Below are 18,886 nucleotides of genomic sequence, written 5' to 3'. Positions count from 1 at the left end.
AATCAGGCAAAGCGGGCCAAAGCATCCAAATCACCTGGCGAACCGGGCCATGTTGCCCGACGCGCGGCGCTGCACCTGGCCCCCGCCTTCCGGGCGGAACCTCATCGACTCAGGCATCGGCGGCCGGCGGAGCACTGCAGGCCGGCCGCCGGGGCGGGTTCACCAGTTGGCCTGCGATCGTTGGTTGCGTGACCGGGCGGCCCCGCGGAGTGACCGGGCGGCCCCGCGGACGGATCGCAGAGCAAGCAGGAGCGGCTATAGCAGCACTTGGGAGGTCCAGGCCGGGCACCGATGCGCGGCGCCTGACAAGGTCGCCGCGCCGGGCACAGGCGCTGCATCTGAGAGGGCGTCCGCAGTAACTTGATCCGATCCCCCTCGTCCGGCACCCCGGTGTCAATAAGATCACCTTCACCGGCTCGACCCCGTCGGCCGGCACATAGCGGAGGTCGCGAGCGCGGACTTCAAGCACGTCACGCTCGAACTCGACGGCAAGGGCCCGGCGATCGTCTTCGCCGACGCCGACCTGTCGCAGGCGGCGCGGGCCGCCGCGCTCGGCTTCTGCCTGGGATCGGGTCAGGGCTGCGTGGCCGGCAGCCGCATCAAAGGAAAACCACGACGCGGTGGCCTGCGGCTGCGGGAGCGATCACCTGCACGAACGATCCGACAACGTCCGCGTATGCACGGCCTGGTCTTCACTCAGCAAGTCACCCAGCACCTGAACTTCTACGTGGAAGCACACGAAGCGTTACTAGATCCACAAAGAACATGATGCCGAACCGAGCTTGACGCTGGATTGGCCCTTTCCCAAGTGGGGTCCGCGAGAAATGGGCGGCCTCAATTGCTAGCGCCACGACAGCCACGAGTGCAGACGCGAGAAATACCACAACACACGGAAGAGCTAGAACCAGTCCCGTGGTGTTACCAACGATGTTCTTGATCGACAAAACCTGAATCAGTGCGCCAAGAGCAAGCGCGAGCAAGTTGCTCCGCCAGGAAAGCATGAGTAAGCGGTAGGACTTACGGTTCCTGACTTGACGGCGCTGGCCACTCCAAGAGGCCCAGCCGCGTTGCCAATCATCGAACAAGACTCTCACCGCCGCAAGGTTCGTTACCACCAAGCAGTGCCCATCACCTGCTCCACCCTAGACGCCGGGATCATGGACAGTTCCGGCTGCGTCCGCGCCTGACCGTGTCCCGTGCTCCGCAATCACGCGTCGCTACGTGTCCCTGTCTGCCGCCGACCCACACCCGGCTCTGATCTGCTCGGCTTGCCTGGGTCGGTGGCTGGCGGGATGGCATCCCACCTCAACCACCCACGACGCGGAACCGTGCCGCAACTCCATCCTCTAGCCGTCTGGCCCCGCCGGAGGCAGCAGAAAGGCCACCTCCCGAAGCCGGGAAGTGGCCTTTGACCTGCGTGGGCGATACTGGGATCGAACCAGTGACCTCTTCGGCGTTCTCTGGGAGGTCACGGCGGATCGCTCGCTAGTATCGCCGCAGGTCAGGGCCCTCGACTCTGCGCCGTGTCGGTGAGCACTACGGGCGCGATGACCACTTCGCCAACCTGCACCCAATCTGCTCCCACCTGCAAGCACAGGCCGCCCCCGCAGCCCCTTACCGCCGCGACCTGCGCATACTCCCCCACCAGCGAAGATCGAAAGCTGTCGACTGGTGTACAGAATCGTGGAGCACTCCGCGGTGAAGCAGGACGCCGCGCCGACTCTGACCTGCAGGAACGCGAACTTGCAGGTCGTGGTGGGTGTAGTGGATGCCGTTCAGGGCCGTTGGACGCCGTTCAACGCCGTTCAGTGCGCCCGTCTGCTCCCATCCCGCTCCCCTAATCTCGGCTAGGACAACCACCGGCGGCTGACCGACGGACAGGGTCTACTGCCGCCCACGCCGGCACTGGTGCGCTGGCCGGATGTGCCGGTGTCAGGCCAGCTGCTGCGAATGGGGGCACTGCCTAGCATCCAGCAGCTCCCAAGCCGCTCCCGGAGGGCGTCCGTCAGCCAACTCACCGACCTGAAGACAGACCCTGACGGGTGGGGTATCAGTTGATAGCGCCTTCGATTTTGTCGGTGAGGTCGAGGATGTCAGGGACGGCGTCCAACACGGTGACCTCGACCAGGGCGCCATGGCGGCCATAGCGGCGGCGGTACTCGGCATACGGGTAGTCGGCGATCGGCAGCCAGGACCGATGCCCCCGCACGGGGTGGTTCTTCTGCGTCACGGCCCCGGAGTTGAGCCGGCAGAGTTCGATTCGGGGGCCGTGACGCTCGACGAGGGCACGGGTGTCGACGTGCAGAACGACCTGGTCCTCGGTGCGGTACTCCTTCGCTTGACGCAGCCGGTCCAGCCGCTCCGCGCTGGCCCAGAGAAAGACACGGGAGTTGATGGCCGCGAGGTACTCGGCCAGCGAGGAGTCCGGATCGATCTTCTCCGTAACGAACTTCATCGGCTTCTGATCGCGGATCACAGCAGGCGGCCGGCCCGGCGCGCGCAGAACCGTGGACTGCCTGCGAGGGGAGCTCAGGAGTCGGTCACGCTCGACCGGGTCGAGGTCGAACAAATCGATCAGTCGCTGCGTGGACAGGAGGCCGTGTCGTCGCACCGATGGCCACGCGGTCGCCGACATCGTGTGGAAGACCCGCGGATGCTGCGCGATCAGTTCCTCGACGTCCATGACGGTCATCATGCCGAACGCCGCGCCTACAGGCCATCAGCGAGCCGCGCGACGACCTCCCGTCACCTCGCGGCCGGCCTACTGTCAACGCCCTCACTAATCGTCAGCCCGCCGGGCCTCACATACAGGCAATGAGGCTTCTCATCTCAGCTACGAGGCTGGGCAGATCAAGACTCAGCCGATCTTGAACCTTCTCAACCTCAGCTGGCTGCGACCGCAGCGGGAAGACCCGGGCGTTAGGCGGCGGGCCAGGACAGTCGATCGTCATCGAGAGCGGCGTACGAGTGCCAGACAACGAGTAAAGCCGCCAGACGGCCATTCGCGAATCGACTAGGACCATGGTCTTGTCGGCCACGGCGATGAGGACGGCACACCGTGAGTTTCGGGCGATCACTGCTGCAGCATCGTCGACCCGCAGAAGCTCGGTGACAGCCCGCGCCGCCGCTCGGTAGGGGTTCGTAAACCCGCCTTCGACCCGCCAAATACCGTCCTGCAGCTCGACTGCAAGGCCGGCATCGGCAAGCGTCACTCGTACCTCCGCATATGGGTCCTGACGGGCCTCCCCCGCGAGCATGACCGTCTCATGAAGCTCCTCCGCGGTCGCTACGCGCGCGAAGGGCTGAGTGGCAGGCAGGAGAAGTTCGTCAGCAAGCGAGACACCTGCTTCCGCTACCCACTCGGCTGCGTCTGCCCAGGCATCGGTGGACCGCTATCGACGGAGTGTCGTCTCCCGCCTCGGCGGGTGGGAGCGTAACGGAGTGCCGGCGGCGCCCGCAGCCAACTGTTCGACGATCGGCGGCACAGCCGGCAGCGCGCGAGTCACGCGTCCGCTCATCGGCGGAGCCGCGAGCGTTTGCTACGTCCCGGAGGCCATGTACGCGGCGAGGATGTAGTTGGGGTGGCGGTCGAGGTTCTTGCGGGCTCGGTCGTAGCGCATGGTGGTTCGGGGGTCGGCGTGGCGGGCGGCGATCGATTCACCCTTCCGCGACACGGCTTGGCCCGACGTGACGACCGGGGACCGGCGGAGTCCGGCTCCCGATGTAACGTCGGATGATCAGGTGATCCGCCGAGCCGACGGGGGGTGGAAGACTCTTGTCGACCTCGCCCGGAGAAGGAGAGCCACTTGAGCGTCGCGTACGCGATATCTGCAGCCGTCGTCGCCGCGCTGCTGGGCTGGGCAATTAACCAGTTGCCACCGCTGAAGGATAACTTCCCTGCCTGGCTACGCCTGGGTGTGGTTGTCGTCCTCGTAGTCATCTCCGTCGTGATAGCTGACCGCCTGAATGGTGATCAACAAGTCACTAACCAGACCGGGCCCAAAACCACTCCAACGTCCACCTCGAACCCAGATCAAAGCCTTGGGCCTGCACCTATTCCTAGCACCAGCCCAACGAGTGTTCGGCGCAGTACTGGAGCCGACCTTCTGACGCTGTCCGAGGGCTACTTCGCGGACTTCGACTCCGAGCAGCCAGATTGGGACGTGTCCGATTCCCGATACGGTAAAGAGGACCTGCAATTCAGCGCGGGGGGCGTCGGAGACATTCTCGTTGGATTGCATAGCGAGATGGCGCTAATGTCGCAGGAACCGACTTATGAATCATGTCGAGCCACGACTAGTTATGGAGCGCGTATCGGTCTGGGCGAGGCACGGGCGGGCCTCATGCTTTGCGTGAAAACGTCGGAAAAACGCCTAGCCTCGGTAGTCATCGTCAAAAGATCCTCGCAGAACGTGCCGAATGAGCAGGTACAACTAAGGGTTACGGTTTGGGATCCACCACTCGAATGAGCGGGCGACCGGGTCGGGCCCAGTAAACGTGGAGGGCAACCGGCTCACTTACAAGGAGGGCTTCATCGCAGATAAATATGAGTGGAAGCAACGTGACTATTCAGGTCACGCGAGGGTTGGTGGCGTCCATGGGTTGCCGAGCAGTGCGTGCTGGTCATGGCCTCTGGTGACCGAAGCTGGTGATCAGCATCCCAACCGCCTACTCGTACAGGCCAGTCAGCTCCAGCCGGTGGTCCCTATCACTTGCGGGTTCGTGTGGTCGGAGCGGAGCCTCCCAGCTGTGAAAGCCTCGCCCGCCACAACTCGGTCCATTTCTTGAGCGCCGTCCGGGCGCACGTGGTCAAAGGTTGGGTGATCCCGGGCTGCAGGTTGACGGAAATGTCGACGCGCGGTTACCCCTCGGACTTGACTGATGTCCAGTGGTCGCTGATCGAGGCGCTGTTGCCGGAGCCGAACACGGACGGCCGGCGGGAGATCGTCAACGCGATCCTGTACGTCGTGCGGTCGGGGTGCCCGTGGCGCTATCTGCCGGCTGACCTGCCGCCGTGGCAGACGGTGTACTGGTACTTCACCCGGTGGGAAGAAGCCGGCGTGACGGAGAAACTCCTGACCACGCTGCGGATCAAGGCACGGGTGCAACAGGGCCGCCAGCCGGAGCCGTCGGCAGGGATCATCGATTCGCAGAGCGTGAAGGGCGCCGACACCGTCGGCCGAGACAGCCGAGGCTACGACGCGGGCAAGAAGATCAACGGCCGGAAACGGTTCATCATCACCGACACCCTCGGCTTACTGGTCACCGTCACCGTGCTCGCCGCGAGCTGGCAGGACCGCGACGGAGCCAAGACGGCCCTACTCAGCGCCTACATGCTCACCCCGATCCGGCACGTCCTCGCCGACCAGGGCTTCACCGGCCGGTTGATCGACTGGACCCGCGACACCCTGCGCACCACGCTGCAGATCGTCCGCAAACCCACCGACCAACGCGGCTTCGCCGTCCACCCACGCCGCTGGGTCGCCGAACGCACCCTGGCCTGGCTCACCGCCTGCCGCCGGCTCGCCCGCGACTACGAGCGCCAACCGGCCGTCTCCGCAGCCCTCATCCGCTGGGCCGCGATCGCCGGCATGACCCGCCGCATCACCCGCGGCCAACCCGCACGCCGTCAAGCCCGCCGGACCTTGGCGGCGCGGCCACGAATCGGACCTGGTCGGCCTCCCACCTGGACCTAATCAACCCCATCTCAAACACGCACTGAGACGCTGGCTGCAAACGGGTATCAAGTAGAGGTCCGAGAGTACTTCGACGGCGAGATTCTGGAGGTCACATCCCCGGCGCCGCAGCCGCGCGGGCCGTGGCTACGGAGACTCTTCCGAGGATGAGCACCCCCTCGTCGGCCCTCCGCCTAGGGAGTAGGTGACCATTCCGTCAATCTTTGATCTTGGTTGCGGAACTGGTTACTGGGCTGATGATTGTCCTGCCAGTGGAACCCTCAACGAACATCCGCCGGACCGCCTCCCGGCTGCCGGCGGGCCGGGGTTTTCCAAGATCGCGACCGCGACGCGCCGAATCACCCACGTCACCCGCCCGCCGCCTGGTCGAGGGCGCGGCGATGCCACGACGCACTGGAGCAGCGACCTCGACGAGCGAGACTTCCTGGCCCGGCTCACCCTGACAGCTATGGCTTGATGCAGTACCTGCTCAACAGCCAGATCTACCGTGATGTCGAGAGAAACCGCCATCCTGGGTAGTGACCGATGGCGTGCAGCGGGCACGAGGCTATGAGAGGTCGCGGATAACGCCATCAAGCGCAGCATCCACCTGTCGTCGACCATAGGTGTTGACCAAGGCCAAGTAGTACAGCCCGGGGGCGGCGGGCGTCCAGTTGTCCCGTCTGTCAGGTCGCAGGAGGTAGCGAAGCGTCGAAGCGGGTTCGAATCGCACATAGTCGATCGCCTGGTGCTCCCAGCCGTCCTCGATGCCTCTGGACAGGTGCGCCTCCAGGTCGCCGCGGGTTGTTGTGCAGAGACGGGCGAGGAACATGGCGCCCCACTGCGACAGGGACGTTGCGACGTGAAAGGCCAAGAGGCGAAGGTCGTACTGGTCATCTCCGATGTGAAGCTCTTCCTGCATCCCGCGGCGGGCAGCCTGGAAGAGATCCGGCGGTCCGCCCTCCACTGAGTCCTTATCTCGGGAGAGTGACTCGTTGACCGACGGGGCCCACATATCTCGACCGGTAGCCATTCGCCGACTTCTGCGGGACACCATGAGCCAGTTGTCGGCGGTGACGACTGCGATGTTCAATCCGAAGCTCGAACGCATGAAATCTGGCATCTGGCTCGGTTCCCGCCCGTCGAGGTACAGGCTTCTCGGCGTTGCACCGCCCTGAAGCCTACGGTCGAGGCGTTGAGTAGCGAGGAAGGTGTAGTAGTCAGCATGTTTGAGGATCAGCCTGACTTCGGGGTCCTCGCGAGGTCCGTTACGTGAAATGATCAAATCATCGACGGCGTACATCGATCCGTTCCATGCCGACTCTTCGCCCGCGCTGCTGCGCCGCTCCTGCTCGTCCGCAATCTCCGTCCTCCACCGCATCATCTCGTCGGGCAGCTGAACATCGACTGGATTGACGAATACGCGGACGCGCTCCTGCTCAAATATGCGTTCTCCATCGCCCTCTAAGATCAAGCAGCGTGTGTGCAACGGGCCTAGGCGGAACTCGCGGTCAAGGTCCGGAGGTTCGGCGGGCCCGCTGATCATCCGACTTAGCCGTCGTACACCGTTCCGAAGCAGCTTCTTGAGCGGGTCTTCGAAAAGGACGCCGAAGACCAGGCCCACGACCGCTCCCGAGATCAGGCCAGTAGGGCCCGATGACAGCCAGCTCCCCAACGCCTTCCTCCGCCTTGCTGAGCCGTTCAAGGTTTAGGCTACAAAGACAGGGCAATCGATGCGCATGCTCGGGGCCGGCACCATGGAGTCCGAAGACCCCCGCCACATTCGAGCCAGCAACAGAGATCACCGAGCAACATCTGATACCTGTCTCGCGGCCACCGTTGCCGACGTAGATCCTTCGTTCTCCTGATGTGCGAGGGTCGTCGATCGAGCATCTCGTTGGGCGCGGTAGGTGTTCTCGCGGTGCCAGGCGAAGTAGGCAGCGCTACCGGTTGTGTGGGCGTCTACTTGCCGGCCAGCCAGTAGTGCCAGGCGTTCAGCTAGCCCCGGCGGTTGTCCCGGCTCTTCGATGACGATCACGTGGCCGGTGGCGTCAACTGCGATATATCCGGCCTCGAAGAGGGCATCGCAGCCGAACAGGCATGCCGGCATGGCGACATGATCGAGGTCGCGGGCCTCCTGTTCCTCGCAGACCGAACGCTTCTTGATGTGAGCGGCGCGAAGGAAGCGGACGGGATAGGTCTGACCGCAGATCGCGCATGCCGCGTCGGTGGCCGAGCCAAAGAGGCGTTGGCGCAGCAGGGCTTGTTCCCCGCGGTGAGTGGCGGTGCCCGACCGCTCGAGGTCGCCCTCGAAGGTGAAAGCGTTGGTTGTGGTAAGGAGCTGCGGTGGAGCATCGAGGGTGATCATAGGTGGGCTACCGGACGAGCGGGCGCCGGGAAGGGTCAGTAACACCGCGCCGATGAACGCGCTGCGATAGCCGCTGGCACGCGGATGGATCTCGACGTACCCGTCGCGAACGAGACGCCTGAGAGCATCGTCGACCCAGGCGATCGGCACGGGCTGACCTTCGGGGCTGCGCTCGGTGGCGACGATCGCGTGGGGCGGGCGGACCCCGACAACAGTGTTGGTGCGGCCTGAAACCGTGGCCAGCGGCTGACCGACGACTCGGCGTAGAAGGTCGGCCGCACCGGTCAACGCCTCGGCGGGCAACTGACCGTTGACCGAGGCGCCTCTGCCGAACGAGTTTCGTACGACCACCAGCCACTGTCGGTTTGTCAGCGGGAACGGATTACTCGACCACGGCCGAGTGAGGATCGCGCTGCCGGCGAAGTCCTGATCCTCCGCAAGCGCCGTGCGGGACACCGGCTGGTCCAGGAAAACCCGCGTGAGCCGGACCGGTACCGCCCAACGGACGCCGGAAGGATCGGGCGGCTCCGCATAGTAGGCGTCATCGACCCGGCCAGCCGTGACCGGCGCCGGCGGGCCAGTGGTATGACCGACCGCTGCCACCCCACCCGAGCTTCCGGTCAACCAGAGAGCCACATCGTCATCAGGGCCAATCTCGCTGAGATGCCGGGCCACCGTCCATGCGTTGACCTCGTGTCCATCCGATACAAAATCATGGATGCGCCACTTCAGTGGATTACACTGCAGGAGCCACTGCACGGAACACCTCCGATAGCCATCTCCGAGATCACGTATCGCCGACCTGAGCACGACCTTGGCTCGAACCGTAAGGGTATGCCGACTCGGTGCTTGCTCGCGTTGACAGCGTTGCCAGGAGGAGCCGACATGGTCCCGGCGAGAAGCAGAACACCTGACCACCGGACCTTCTCTGGAGGTTCCGAAGTGCTCAGCGGCCCGCGAACTGGCTAACAAGCTGATTCCTTCGGGTCGGCCGAAGAGGTCTCCGAGCAGGAAGCGCTGGTCAGCGCGCTGCTGGTGGGATTCGAGTCTCAGCCCTCGGATCCACATCGACGCCAGCACGGCGGGAGCCAGAGCCATGCGTCGATACGGCAGGACCCTCTTGAACGGCGTCAGCGAGTCCCCGACGGCAGCCGGCACCAGCCAGGCCGGGAGCAGCGAATGCTGACCACTTCGGTCTTCTCTGGGAGGTCACGCCGGACCGCTCGCCCACATCACCGCAGGTCAAAGCCCTCGGCTCTGCCCGGTGTCGGTGAGCACTTCGGGCGCGGTGACCACTTCGCCAACCTGCACCCAATCTGCTCCCACTTGCAAGGCCAGGTGATTCAGCAGCTCCTTACCGCCGTGACCTGCGCACACTGCCCTACCAGGGGGCATAGAGTGCCGTTGACTGCTGTTCAGTGCCGTTGAGTGCAGTTTGTGAAGCAGGACGCCGCACGGACTATGACCTGCGGAAACGCGAAGCCCCAGGCAGGGGTGGGTGCAGTTGGGTGCGGTCAGATGCCGTTCGGTGCGGTTCAGCGCCGTTCAGGGCACCCTGTTGCTCCCAACCTGCTCCCCCGATCACGGGCCCGCGACCGGGTTGATGCCTCCAGGCTGTGCCGGACCGTCCTGCACGTCGTTCGTCAGACTCCGTGGCCGCTTGCTCAAGCCGTCCCTAGTGACGCCAACGCACGCTCAGCAACCATTGGGCTCAACTGCTTTCGATCCGCTCCCGCGGCCCGCTTGTCAATGAGTTCCCCCCGCTTTGATGGAGCGGTGGTTACCTGCTGCCGGCTGGTGCAGGGGTGGCGATAGGTGGCTCGGCTGGCTCGGTTCGGTGGCTGTGCCAGGCGGTCTCGTACTCGTTTGGGCTGAGGTAGCCCAGTTCCTTCTGGATGCGGCGGGTGTTGTACCAGCCGTCGATGTAGGCGAAGATCGCGTTCTCGGCCTCGTCGCGGGTCCGCCAGCTCGTGCGGTAGACGAGTTCGATCTTCAACGTCGACCAGAAGTTCTCCATCAGCGCGTTGACGCTCCTATAGCTGTCAAGTGGCGATGGTGGTCGTGCGGAGAGGGCGGAGCAGGGCCCAGATCTCGCGGGCGAGGAGTCGTTTCAGGCAGCGGATGATCTCAGCTTTGGTCTTGCCGTCTGCGGTGCGGCGGGCGACGTAGGCGCGGGTGGGTTCGTGGTGTTGCATGCGGACGATGACGGCGCGGTAGAGGGCGGCGTTGGCTTGGCGGTGACCGCCGCGGTTGAGTCTGTGCCGGTTGGTCATGCCGGAGGAGGCGGGGATCGGTGCGACGCCGCAGAGCCTCGCCCAGGCGGGTTCTGAGCGGACCCGGTCGATGTTGTCGCCGGCGACGATGAGCATCTCGGCGGCGGTGTCGGCGCCGACGCCGAACGCGGCGACCAACTGCGGCACGAGCTGGCCGGTGAGCTCGACGAGTATCGCTTCGTGGGTTTTGATCTCGTCGTTGAGCTGTTGCCAGCGGCGGGCGATCGAGCGCAGGGTGTGTTTCGTTGCGGCGAGCACGGTGGTGACCGGACCGGGGCGCAGGCCGGCGCACCGTTCGATCAGGGCCATCTTCGACAAGGGCTGCAGAGGTTCACGTAGCTCGGGGCTGGCGGTGACCAGCACTGCCTTGAGGGTGATCATCGCGGCGGTGCGGGCCTTGACCGCGACGTCTTTGGCGACCTTGATCTGGCGGATCATCTCCACGATGCCGTCGTTGGTCTTCGGGACGCTGGTGGAGTTACCGGCCAGCACCGAGCGAGCGGCGTTCTCGGCGTCGAGGGTGTCGCTCTTGCCGCGTAGCCGACGGTCGCGGCGGTCGGTGCGCAGGACCTCGATGACTCCGAGGCCCCGTCGTCGGACAGCGGAGGTCAGTCCGGCGCCGTAGGAGCCGGTGCCCTCGATCGCGAAGATCAGCCTCTTCGCCTCGAAGCCGGCCGCCCAGTCGAGCAGCTGTTCATAGCCGCCTCGGTCGGCGGGGAATGAGCGGGCGTCGAGGCGGCCGCCGATGTCGTCCAGGGCGACGGCGACGTGGACGTGCTTGTGGGTGTCGACGCCGATGACGACTCGACGTCGACGCGGGTCGGGGCTCATGCTTGACATCGCGGGCTCCAGCTCAGACCAGGGCGACAGGGGTTCGTGACGCTGGCCGGCCGGGTGGACGGGACTGTGACGGGACCTGCTGCGATCAGGCTCCTATGAGGTCACTGCCCGCCCGGCCAGCACCACTGGTGCTGCACCGCCAGGCAGACGACAGATCAACAGCAAGGACACCCGAACTGCGGGGTCAGTCGTAAGCAAGAGTCAGGCCGCCTGACGGCGCCTCAAAGTCTCACAGTCGTAGGAGTCGCCGACGGAGCCCATCGAGGGCAGGATCCCGTTGTCCTGTAAGCGTTCCGCGAAGCGAAACGACGTGTAGTTCGACCCGCGATCTGAGTGGTGGATCAACTGGCCGTCGCGGACGTCGCGCGACCAGATGCCGTATTCGAGGGCGGCGAGGATCAGGGCGGTGTCGCAGCGGTCGGAGGTCTTCCACCCAACGATCCGGCGGGAGAACGCATCGCGGACCGCAGCCAACCAGAACACGCCCTCACCGCAGGGGATGCGGGTGGCGTCGGCGACCCACAGGCGGTTCGGCCCCGCTGCGGTGAACTGCCGGTTGACCAGATCCGGCGCCGGCGTGTGCCGGGGATCCTGCTTCGTGGAGCCGCCGCGCCAGCCTCGACGCAGAAACGCCCCCTGCCAGCCCTGCTGCGCCATCAACCGCTCGACCCGCTTACGGCCCACGCGGATGCCGTCACGGCGTAGCTGCCGATGCACCCGGTCAGCGCCGTAGGTGCGCCCCGATGTCTCCCAGATCTCGTGGATGTTGGAGACCAGACCCAGGTCGACCACGTCGCGGTCGCAGGGCTGCTCGACCTGCTTCACCCACGCGTAGTAGGTCGAGGCGCCGATGTTGAGGACCCGTAGCAGGAGCGCGACCGCGAACTGGTCACGGTGTTCGTGGATGAACCTCATGACCGTCGCCGGGTCGGGTCGAGCTCCGCCGCGAAATACGCGCTCGCGGCCTTCAGGATCCCGTTCGCCCGCCGCAACTCGGCGACCTCCCTGCGCAGCCGGCGGTTCTCCTCCGCCATCTCGCTGGTCGGCCGGTCGTGACGCTCGTCGGCCTCGGCTTGGCGGATCCAGTTCCGCAACGCCTCGTGATGCACACCAAGCTGCTCGGCCAGGCGCCGGATCACCGGCTTCGGATCCGACTCGCGGTACAAACGCACAGCGCGCTGACGTAGCTCATCGGGGTACTTCTTCGGTGCTGCCACGGACAACTTCCTCCCCACGGCCATCAGACCATGATCAAGAAGCTCCATGAAAGCGGGGGTAGCTCATATTGGGACTGGCCACGAGCCTGTACTACCTGTGCGGCGGGTTCGGCACCTAACGAATGCCCGGCCACCTGCACGCCATCACGCATACGGCAGGCGCGACCGAACGCTGCGCCCGGTCAGCGGCAGAAGAGCAAAGGGATCCCTCGGCACAATCAGATCCCGAGGCGTTCGATCAGCATCTCGATGTTGGGCGCAACCTCGATCCAGTCCGCCGCTGTGCTGAGGTAGATCACCGACGGTGCGACCGACGAAGGTCTGTAGTCCAACGCAAACGGCCGGTCAGGTCCGAGGTCACCGATCAGGAGAGACCGGTCGGGATCCACGTCGCCGGGCGGGCTCTGCCGGTCCGGTTGACCGAGGTAGAACCCGCGATAGTCCTCAGGGATGTCATCGAGCCAGCGCCTGTTGGCCGTCATCCGACTCGAAGGAAGGAACTGCGGCGCTACGGCGTCATCACCGAAGACTTCCCGGTACGTCGACGACGAGCGGTCTGGAGCTACCCACCGACCCTGCTGCAGCACCCGGAGCAGCGCAGACGGGACCGGCAAGCTGTCAATGATCATGTAACTATCGTCGGTGCTCCGAGCAGTCCCCACAAGACATCGACGCACACCACCAGCGGCATGAGCGCGCGCCCGCCGCACAACATCTAGGGTGTTGCCGTGATCCTCTCGGATTGGTCGGATGTACCCGATCGCCTGGCCAGGTTGTCGACGCACCCGTTTGCCGGCATGGTTTTCGGAGCCAACGGCCATCAGTGGCGACGCGAGCCGCCTCTGACCACGGATGAGCTGGCCGGGCTGGAATCACAGCTAGATGTCGAGCTACCTGCCGAGTACCGTTCCTTCCTCCTACAGGTCAGTCGCGGGGGCGCGGGCCCGGCGTACGGCCTCTTTCCCGTTCAGCGGGTATAGACCGATGGCGTTGGGAAGGCGACGGTTGCCGAACTCACCGACCTGACGACGTTGAGCGAGCCGTTCCCGCACACCGATGCATTCAACCCCGCAGACGACCTGCCCGATCCCCCTGGTGAGGCGGACTTCGACTCCAAAGAAAAGTTCAACGAGGCTGAAGACGCTCACTGGCAGCAGCACGAAGCTGTCGTCTTCTCGCCCGAACACTCCATCGGGCTGCTCTATCTCTGTCACCTCGGCTGCGCCTACCGCGAAGCCCTCGTCATCAGCGGACCAGCTCGCGGTCAGATGTGGGGCGACGACACCGCCAGCGACCGCGGGTTCCTGCCTCTGCACGAGCCCGACGGGCGCCCGACAGGCTTCACGCGCTGGTACCGAGGCTGGCTCGAACAGGCCGAAGAGCAGACCCAGTCCCGATGGAGCCGGAACGCTCTGTAGCACGGTGGGCGAGAAATGCCCGACCTGTCGGAATGGCCAGGAGACGAGGCGATCCTCCGGATACTAAGGGCCGCGCTGCCAGAGTGGCCGGGGCGCGCGTTCCCCGTGTTTGCGAGCTACTGGCGATCCTTCAGGCTAAACATCAAGCCTGGCGATGTGGTCGTTGTGCCGATGCGGCGGGGCCGCGCCGCCTTAGGCGTAATCGCCGGAGACTATCGGTTTCAGGCTGATCAGAACGACCCGTACCTGCGGCATCGCCGGCAAGTCCGATGGACGGCCGAGATCGACAGATCGGCCCTCGGCGAGAGCGTGCGCAAGGTCGTCAACACACCAGGCATGCTGGCCCGACTCCCGTCGAGGCCCGATGCTTCGTCCGCCACGAGCGGACGCCGACGCTGAACTCGCACCTATCGATCGCTCCACGGGCCGCATCCTAGGCTTCGTCCGTGATGATCGGAACCATGCACACGGGGCGCCGACCTGCGCGACACCGACCTGTCCTATACACGGTTCAGCTACGTCCTGACGCACAATCCGGAGCACGGGCGCACAGACGTCGCTGGGGCACGGTGGAACGGAGCCGACTTTCGAGGCGTCACCGCCGAGCACGTCATTGGGTGGCCGCACGCTCTCTCAGATTCCGGGGTCACGTCCGGTTGACGTTGGTCACCGAGCTGGTCGCCACGTACACCCGCCTGACCGCGCTACCCCAGCCAGTTAACCTGAACCCGCCCCCAGCTACGGAGAGCGCAGCACTGGAGGACGTCAATCGCCGCGTCGGCCAATCAGTATGGTTCCAGATCGGGCCGAGTCGGCGGGCGGACGGCAGCATCGTCGCACCGGCGCATTCGGTCTACGCGCCCGTCGCGTTACGCCTGGACTTCACCGCAGGTCCGCTCTGGCTCGTCGCTGCCATCCCGCAACTGCCCCGACCCGCAGGGCGTCTTCATCCCCGGCGACGAAATCATAGAGGTCTTCTCCGCCCAGAAGATGCGCGACCTAGGCTTCGACGACCCCGCGTTCATTGGTCCACCCCCTGACCAACTCGGCCACTTGAGCCGAACTCGTACTCGTACGTGTGCCTGATCAAGGAGTTCGATTGAGCGCCGCCCACGCTACGGGCGGAAGATAAATGCACGGCTAGAACAGGGCCGAAGGGTGCAGCTAGTTCGCCGTAGCGCTCGGAGCGTCGCGGCGCCGGAACGGGTGCACCTTCGGTCGGCCGACGACCCAAGTCGCCTGATAAGGCGATGACGGACTGGCTCAAGTGGTCCAGGATGGACGCCACATTGGCGACCTGAAGGCGGGTGACGTGAGTACCAAGGCGGGCAGCCTCACCGCGGAACTAATGGGTCTTGATCCTGAGTCTTTCGCCCTCGGGCTGCTGCGGGAGCGGCCGGACAGCTTCCGCCAGCCCGAGGAGTCCTACCCGGACCTAGCGAGGGCGGCCGCCGGGCGTACTGACGAACTCGCCTTGAGGCTCGCTCCGGAGATCGCCGCGTGTCGTGCCGCCGACGCCGCAGCGTCGTTCACGGCTCAGCGGCGGTACTGGGCTCCCGCCCTGACCACAATCGGCGGGTTGGTCCTAGCCCTCGCCTCCTTCATTACCTGGATCCTGGGCAAGGGAAGCCCTTTCGGGTGGGTCGCGGTCGTTCTCGCTGCGATCGCTGCCGTCGCGGCGGCCCTTACGATGACCGAGTACAGCGCCGCCCAGCAGCGTTGGACGGCCCGGCGCGACAAGTACGGACTGCTGGTCGACGCGTTTGAGGATGCTGTCGCCGGCCTTCTGCGCAAGATCATCCTGGAGCGTAGTCCCGACGAGAAAAAGTACGGTTCGCTGTTCGATTCCCGGTTCGCGCCGACGTTGGTCGGCATCGGCATTGAGAAGGCCACGTCGTCGGCCACCTACCTCGACCTCGTCCGCTTCATCGCCGACCATCCGACGTCGGCGATTGGGATCGCGGGACCGCGTGGGGTCGGCAAGTCGACCATGATGCAGCAGCTCATCGTCCGCGACCGTACCTCGCTCGGCATCCGGGTCCCGGCTCCCAAGCGGTACGAGCCGGGCGAACTGGTGCGCCTCATCCACGGCACCCTGGCCCAAGTAATTCTGCAACCAGGCGCGGGTACGTACGTGTCGACCACGCCCGCTCGCGGACGCCGGAGCCTACTGGTCAACGTGCTCAAGGGATTCCTGTTCGCTGTCGCCCTGGTCGCACTCCTCTTCTTCTGGTCGGAAGAGCGGAGCAGTTCGTCCGGCGCTTCCGAATGGAAGGTCAGTACCCTCACCGTGTTCCTGTTAGTCGGCTTCGGAGCATGGCTCGGCCTTTTCCTCCGATCGCTGTGGCGCGTCCTCGTGGACCTCCGGCGGGGAGCGGACGCTCCGCTTCCCTGGCCAATGACCTCGGCGGAGGAGCTGCGACGGCTGGCCCGGGCCGAGTTGGCGTATCTGCACTTCACCGAGACCACGCAGGCCAAGAACGGCGTCCGGCTGAAACTAGGGCTGTTCACGCTGGCCGGCGAGGACCAAGTTAGCGTCGCCGAACGAACCGCTACCGAAGCCGACGGTGTGGAGCGGTTGCGGCGCTTCCTGCGCGCGGCAGTCCGCGTGACCGGCAGCCAGGTGATCATCTGTGTCGACGAGCTCGACAAGATGGACAGGCCCGAGGACGTCGTCGCCGTCGTGAACGGCATCAAAGACCTCTTTCACGTCCGGTCGGTACACGTCCTGGTATCGGTTTCCACCGATGCCATGCACAGTTTCGCCGCCCGCGGGGTCGTGGTGCGCGACGTCTTCGACTCGGCGTTCGACGAGGTCGTCGAGGTCAGCCGCCTGACTTACCGGGAGTCGGCGGAACTGCTCGCGCTGCGTGCCACTGACTTCTCCTTCCCCGCCATGTACTTCTGCCACACCTGGTCCGGCGGACACCCGCGGGATCTGATCCGGGCGGCACGTGCGTGCGTCACCTATCGGGCGGGACAGGGAGAGGATGGCGGAAAGGCCCGGCGCGTTCCCCTCGCCGAGGTAGTCGACGCGGTCCTCGCCGACGACGTGTTCGCCATGCTCCGGGCGGTGATCGAGAAACTGCGGTCGGAGGACACAACCACGACCCTGGTGCCGGACGTCATCGCCTTCCGGGACCTGTTGGAGGAGCAGGACGGCCCCCTGCACCTCCGCCTCCGGGCCGCGATGAACGTCGCGGACCTTCCGGTCATCGAAGGGCCGGCGTCCGAAGCGACCATGCTGGTGCGGACCCTGTCGCCGTATCTACGGCTAGCCGCCCTGATCAGCGAGTTCTTTGCTCCCGCGCGTCCACCATCCGACTGGCGGTTCGATTCGGCGCCGGACGCACCCGCCACATCAATCCGGAACGCGATCGACGACCTCGCCCGTGCGCGGGTAGCGATGTCCGGCCATCCCCTAGAAGCCGAGCGCGCGACCCGGCGGGCGGCCGCAGCGGTGGCGGCCACGTCACCACCGACCGCTGCGGCGCGGTAACCCGTCGGGCGGGCCACATCAATGGCGAGCCAGTACCCTCACAAGTTGCGCCACCTGCAGAGCCTAGGCCCCGCCACCACCACTCGGGGACGCATGCGGGGCGTCGGCCCTGTGCACCAAGAGGTAGCCGTCACATCGACGTGCAACGGTCCCCCTACTCTCCACGTACCCGTCCATCTCGATATCGAGCGCGTGCTGGAGCGGCGGTCAAGCCGCCACCAACCTCCTCAAGAGCAACGCCTTCGTCGAGCAGTTCTCCAAGGCGCGGCAGGTCTTCGTTCTCGACCGCCTCGTGTGCAGCACCCCTACTTCGGATCGACCGGATTGCCGACGTCGATCGCCGGCCCATCTCGGTCACTCGATCGTCTCACGCTCATTGGCCGCCAGGTCCTCGGTCCCGCTAGCTGGCCAAGCTAATTCCCTCGGGCACGCCGAAGCGCTCACCTGGGCAGGAGGCCCTGGGCAGAGACCCCCACCCCACCGCTGACCCGGAAGGCCAAGCGGGCCCAGAGTCTGGTGCGATGCGATGCCGAACCGTTTAATTAGGAGTTGACCCGCCCCCAAGCGCAACAGATCATTCAGGCGACCCCTACCCAAAAGGTTCATTATTACATGACGGCGATTAAGCCCCGGCGTTCGGCAAAGCGATCGAGCGGCGAGGGCGGCTGCAGTTTAAGAATTGCCATCGCCTCTTCGTTGCGGTGCGCATTACCAAGGCCAACCCCCACTCGCCGTAATGTTTTGCTCTTCTTGAGGATACTGAAAGCCTGCGGCGGAACCCGAGATTCCGTTATGAGCAGCTCTTCGATTGCCGGAGCTTGGACGATCGGCTCGAGTGCCTCCGGGTCGCGCAGCGCATGCAGCCCAGTCAGGTCAAGTCTCGCCAAAGCTCGGTTATTTGTGAGTTCCGGTAAGACGTCCAGCTTGGGGAGATCATCAAGCCACAGATACTCCATCTTAGGCAAACGCCCCACCCAGCCAACCGCCTCGACTCCCTTCACTGCGCGCACGGCGACGTATCGAAGACGATCCAGGCCTAGGATCCAATCGGGGTCCTTGAGCGATCCCAAGGTCAGTGCAATGGACTCCAAGGTTCTTGACAGATGTGGTGGCTTGCTGACGCGGTCGATCGGCAAACGCCAAAGAGACAGAGCCGACAGGCCTTGCAATGACTCGAGGAGTTCATTTAGGCCTTTCGAGTGGCCTACTACTCGAAGCTGCTTGAGGTGTCGAAACCGCGTCGCGGGCCGAAGGTCGACTTTTGCAGAAGTTTCGCCGACATCTAGGGAACTAAGGTCCTCCGGTAAAAGACGAAGGTTTTCTAGGCTGGAGACCTTGTGCAGCCCCGAGAGACTGAATCTCGCAAGGCTTGGGAACCACTGCAAGAAGCGCAGGCTGGCGAGCTCTTCACTGAATCCGTACGCGCGAAGAGTCACAGCAGGGTGGCGCTCCAGTAATCCCGCGAGAGCGGAATACTCATCATCCTGCAACTCTTGGTCAAATTGAACTCTTGCGACGGCAGCCAGCTCCCGCTCGAGTTCTGTCAAGTTGATTGGCGTGCGCACGGTCACGAATTTGCCGAGCACTGAAACCCTC

General features: G+C 64.9%; 15 protein-coding genes and 1 pseudogene. 6 read left to right on the top strand and 10 right to left on the bottom strand.

From position 1 onward, the window contains the following. Nucleotides 1-433: 433 nt before the first annotated feature. A pseudogene (locus MicB006_RS32840) lies at nt 434-769 on the top strand (aldehyde dehydrogenase family protein); the annotation flags it as partial. Nucleotides 770-2,050: 1,281 nt separating this feature from the next. On the opposite strand, the gene MicB006_RS24105 reads toward MicB006_RS32840, so the two are convergent. Continuing rightward, nucleotides 2,051-2,683 (bottom strand): hypothetical protein, encoded by a 633-nt coding sequence (locus MicB006_RS24105; RefSeq protein WP_152037879.1) that lies wholly within the window; start codon nt 2,681-2,683, stop codon nt 2,051-2,053. A 118-nt stretch (nt 2,684-2,801) separates the two neighbouring features. Beyond that, nucleotides 2,802-3,212 carry a hypothetical protein gene (locus MicB006_RS24100; protein WP_152037878.1) on the bottom strand — a complete coding sequence of 137 codons (411 nt, stop codon included), beginning with the start codon at nt 3,210-3,212 and terminating at the stop codon, nt 2,802-2,804. Between the two features lie 594 nt (nt 3,213-3,806). Between MicB006_RS24100 and MicB006_RS31705 the strand changes: the two genes are divergently transcribed. Together MicB006_RS31705 and MicB006_RS24090 are read left to right on the top strand one after the other, a co-directional pair. Further along, a complete protein-coding gene (locus MicB006_RS31705) occupies nt 3,807-4,469 on the top strand; it encodes a hypothetical protein (RefSeq protein WP_152037877.1) in 663 nt (220 codons plus the stop codon). A 378-nt stretch (nt 4,470-4,847) separates the two neighbouring features. After that, nucleotides 4,848-5,696: an IS5 family transposase gene (locus MicB006_RS24090; protein ID WP_225980843.1), complete on the top strand. Its 849-nt coding sequence runs from the start codon at nt 4,848-4,850 to the stop codon at nt 5,694-5,696. A gap of 547 nt (nt 5,697-6,243) precedes the next feature. Here the strand turns inward: MicB006_RS24090 and MicB006_RS24085 are convergent. The 7 genes from MicB006_RS24085 to MicB006_RS24055 form a co-directional block, all read right to left on the bottom strand. Continuing rightward, nucleotides 6,244-7,299: a hypothetical protein gene (locus MicB006_RS24085; protein WP_225980477.1), complete on the bottom strand. Its 1,056-nt coding sequence runs from the start codon at nt 7,297-7,299 to the stop codon at nt 6,244-6,246. Nucleotides 7,300-7,476: 177 nt separating this feature from the next. Beyond that, a complete protein-coding gene (locus MicB006_RS24080) occupies nt 7,477-8,802 on the bottom strand; it encodes an EVE domain-containing protein (protein WP_161565946.1) in 1,326 nt (441 codons plus the stop codon). Between the two features lie 1,021 nt (nt 8,803-9,823). Continuing rightward, nucleotides 9,824-10,060, bottom strand: coding sequence for an IS3 family transposase (locus MicB006_RS24075; RefSeq protein ID WP_116509107.1), 237 nt, complete (start codon nt 10,058-10,060; stop codon nt 9,824-9,826). 25 nt (nt 10,061-10,085) lie between these two features. Continuing rightward, nucleotides 10,086-11,147 carry an IS110 family transposase gene (locus MicB006_RS24070; RefSeq protein ID WP_221453904.1) on the bottom strand — a complete coding sequence of 354 codons (1,062 nt, stop codon included), beginning with the start codon at nt 11,145-11,147 and terminating at the stop codon, nt 10,086-10,088. 210 nt (nt 11,148-11,357) lie between these two features. Further along, nucleotides 11,358-12,071, bottom strand: coding sequence for an IS3 family transposase (locus tag MicB006_RS24065; protein ID WP_116509103.1), 714 nt, complete (start codon nt 12,069-12,071; stop codon nt 11,358-11,360). Further along, entirely contained in the window at nt 12,068-12,421 is a 354-nt protein-coding gene (locus MicB006_RS24060; RefSeq protein WP_116509101.1) for a transposase, read from the bottom strand. The genes MicB006_RS24065 and MicB006_RS24060 overlap by 4 nt, the downstream gene beginning before the upstream one ends. A 170-nt stretch (nt 12,422-12,591) precedes the next feature. Further along, nucleotides 12,592-13,002 carry an SMI1/KNR4 family protein gene (locus tag MicB006_RS24055; RefSeq protein ID WP_116509099.1) on the bottom strand — a complete coding sequence of 137 codons (411 nt, stop codon included), beginning with the start codon at nt 13,000-13,002 and terminating at the stop codon, nt 12,592-12,594. 168 nt (nt 13,003-13,170) lie between these two features. Between MicB006_RS24055 and MicB006_RS32835 the strand changes: the two genes are divergently transcribed. The 3 genes from MicB006_RS32835 to MicB006_RS24040 all read left to right on the top strand — a co-directional run bounded on the left by MicB006_RS32835 (nt 13,171) and on the right by MicB006_RS24040 (nt 17,290). Next, nucleotides 13,171-13,353: an SMI1/KNR4 family protein gene (locus MicB006_RS32835; RefSeq protein ID WP_363926482.1), complete on the top strand. Its 183-nt coding sequence runs from the start codon at nt 13,171-13,173 to the stop codon at nt 13,351-13,353. 51 nt (nt 13,354-13,404) lie between these two features. Beyond that, nucleotides 13,405-13,791, top strand: a complete 387-nt coding sequence (locus tag MicB006_RS32470) for a hypothetical protein (RefSeq protein ID WP_225980476.1) — start codon at nt 13,405-13,407, stop codon at nt 13,789-13,791. 1,312 nt (nt 13,792-15,103) lie between these two features. Beyond that, the gene (locus tag MicB006_RS24040) at nt 15,104-17,290 is read left to right on the top strand and encodes a hypothetical protein (RefSeq protein WP_152037875.1); all 2,187 of its coding nucleotides are present in this window, start codon (nt 15,104-15,106) and stop codon (nt 17,288-17,290) included. Between the two features lie 608 nt (nt 17,291-17,898). On the opposite strand, the gene MicB006_RS31700 is transcribed toward MicB006_RS24040, so the two are convergent. Further along, nucleotides 17,899-18,876, bottom strand: coding sequence for a hypothetical protein (locus tag MicB006_RS31700; RefSeq protein ID WP_152037874.1), 978 nt, complete (start codon nt 18,874-18,876; stop codon nt 17,899-17,901). Nucleotides 18,877-18,886 lie beyond the last annotated feature (10 nt).

The organism is Micromonospora sp. B006, from assembly GCF_003408515.1.
GTDB classification, from domain to species: domain Bacteria; phylum Actinomycetota; class Actinomycetes; order Mycobacteriales; family Micromonosporaceae; genus Micromonospora; species Micromonospora echinospora_A.
Note: the sequence above shows the minus strand (reverse complement) of the source record. Positions and strands in the feature narration are given on the sequence as shown.

Coding starts and splice junctions, on each gene's coding strand:
- MicB006_RS24105 (WP_152037879.1), bottom strand. CDS start 2,683: ATGGACGTCGAGGAACTGATCGCGCAGCATCCGCGGGTCTTCCACACG.
- MicB006_RS24090 (WP_225980843.1), top strand. CDS start 4,848: ATGTCGACGCGCGGTTACCCCTCGGACTTGACTGATGTCCAGTGGTCG.
- MicB006_RS24075 (WP_116509107.1), bottom strand. CDS start 10,060: ATGGAGAACTTCTGGTCGACGTTGAAGATCGAACTCGTCTACCGCACG.
- MicB006_RS24070 (WP_221453904.1), bottom strand. CDS start 11,147: ATGAGCCCCGACCCGCGTCGACGTCGAGTCGTCATCGGCGTCGACACC.
- MicB006_RS24065 (WP_116509103.1), bottom strand. CDS start 12,071: ATGAGGTTCATCCACGAACACCGTGACCAGTTCGCGGTCGCGCTCCTG.
- MicB006_RS24060 (WP_116509101.1), bottom strand. CDS start 12,421: ATGGAGCTTCTTGATCATGGTCTGATGGCCGTGGGGAGGAAGTTGTCC.
- MicB006_RS24055 (WP_116509099.1), bottom strand. CDS start 13,002: ATGATCATTGACAGCTTGCCGGTCCCGTCTGCGCTGCTCCGGGTGCTG.
- MicB006_RS32835 (WP_363926482.1), top strand. CDS start 13,171: ATGGTTTTCGGAGCCAACGGCCATCAGTGGCGACGCGAGCCGCCTCTG.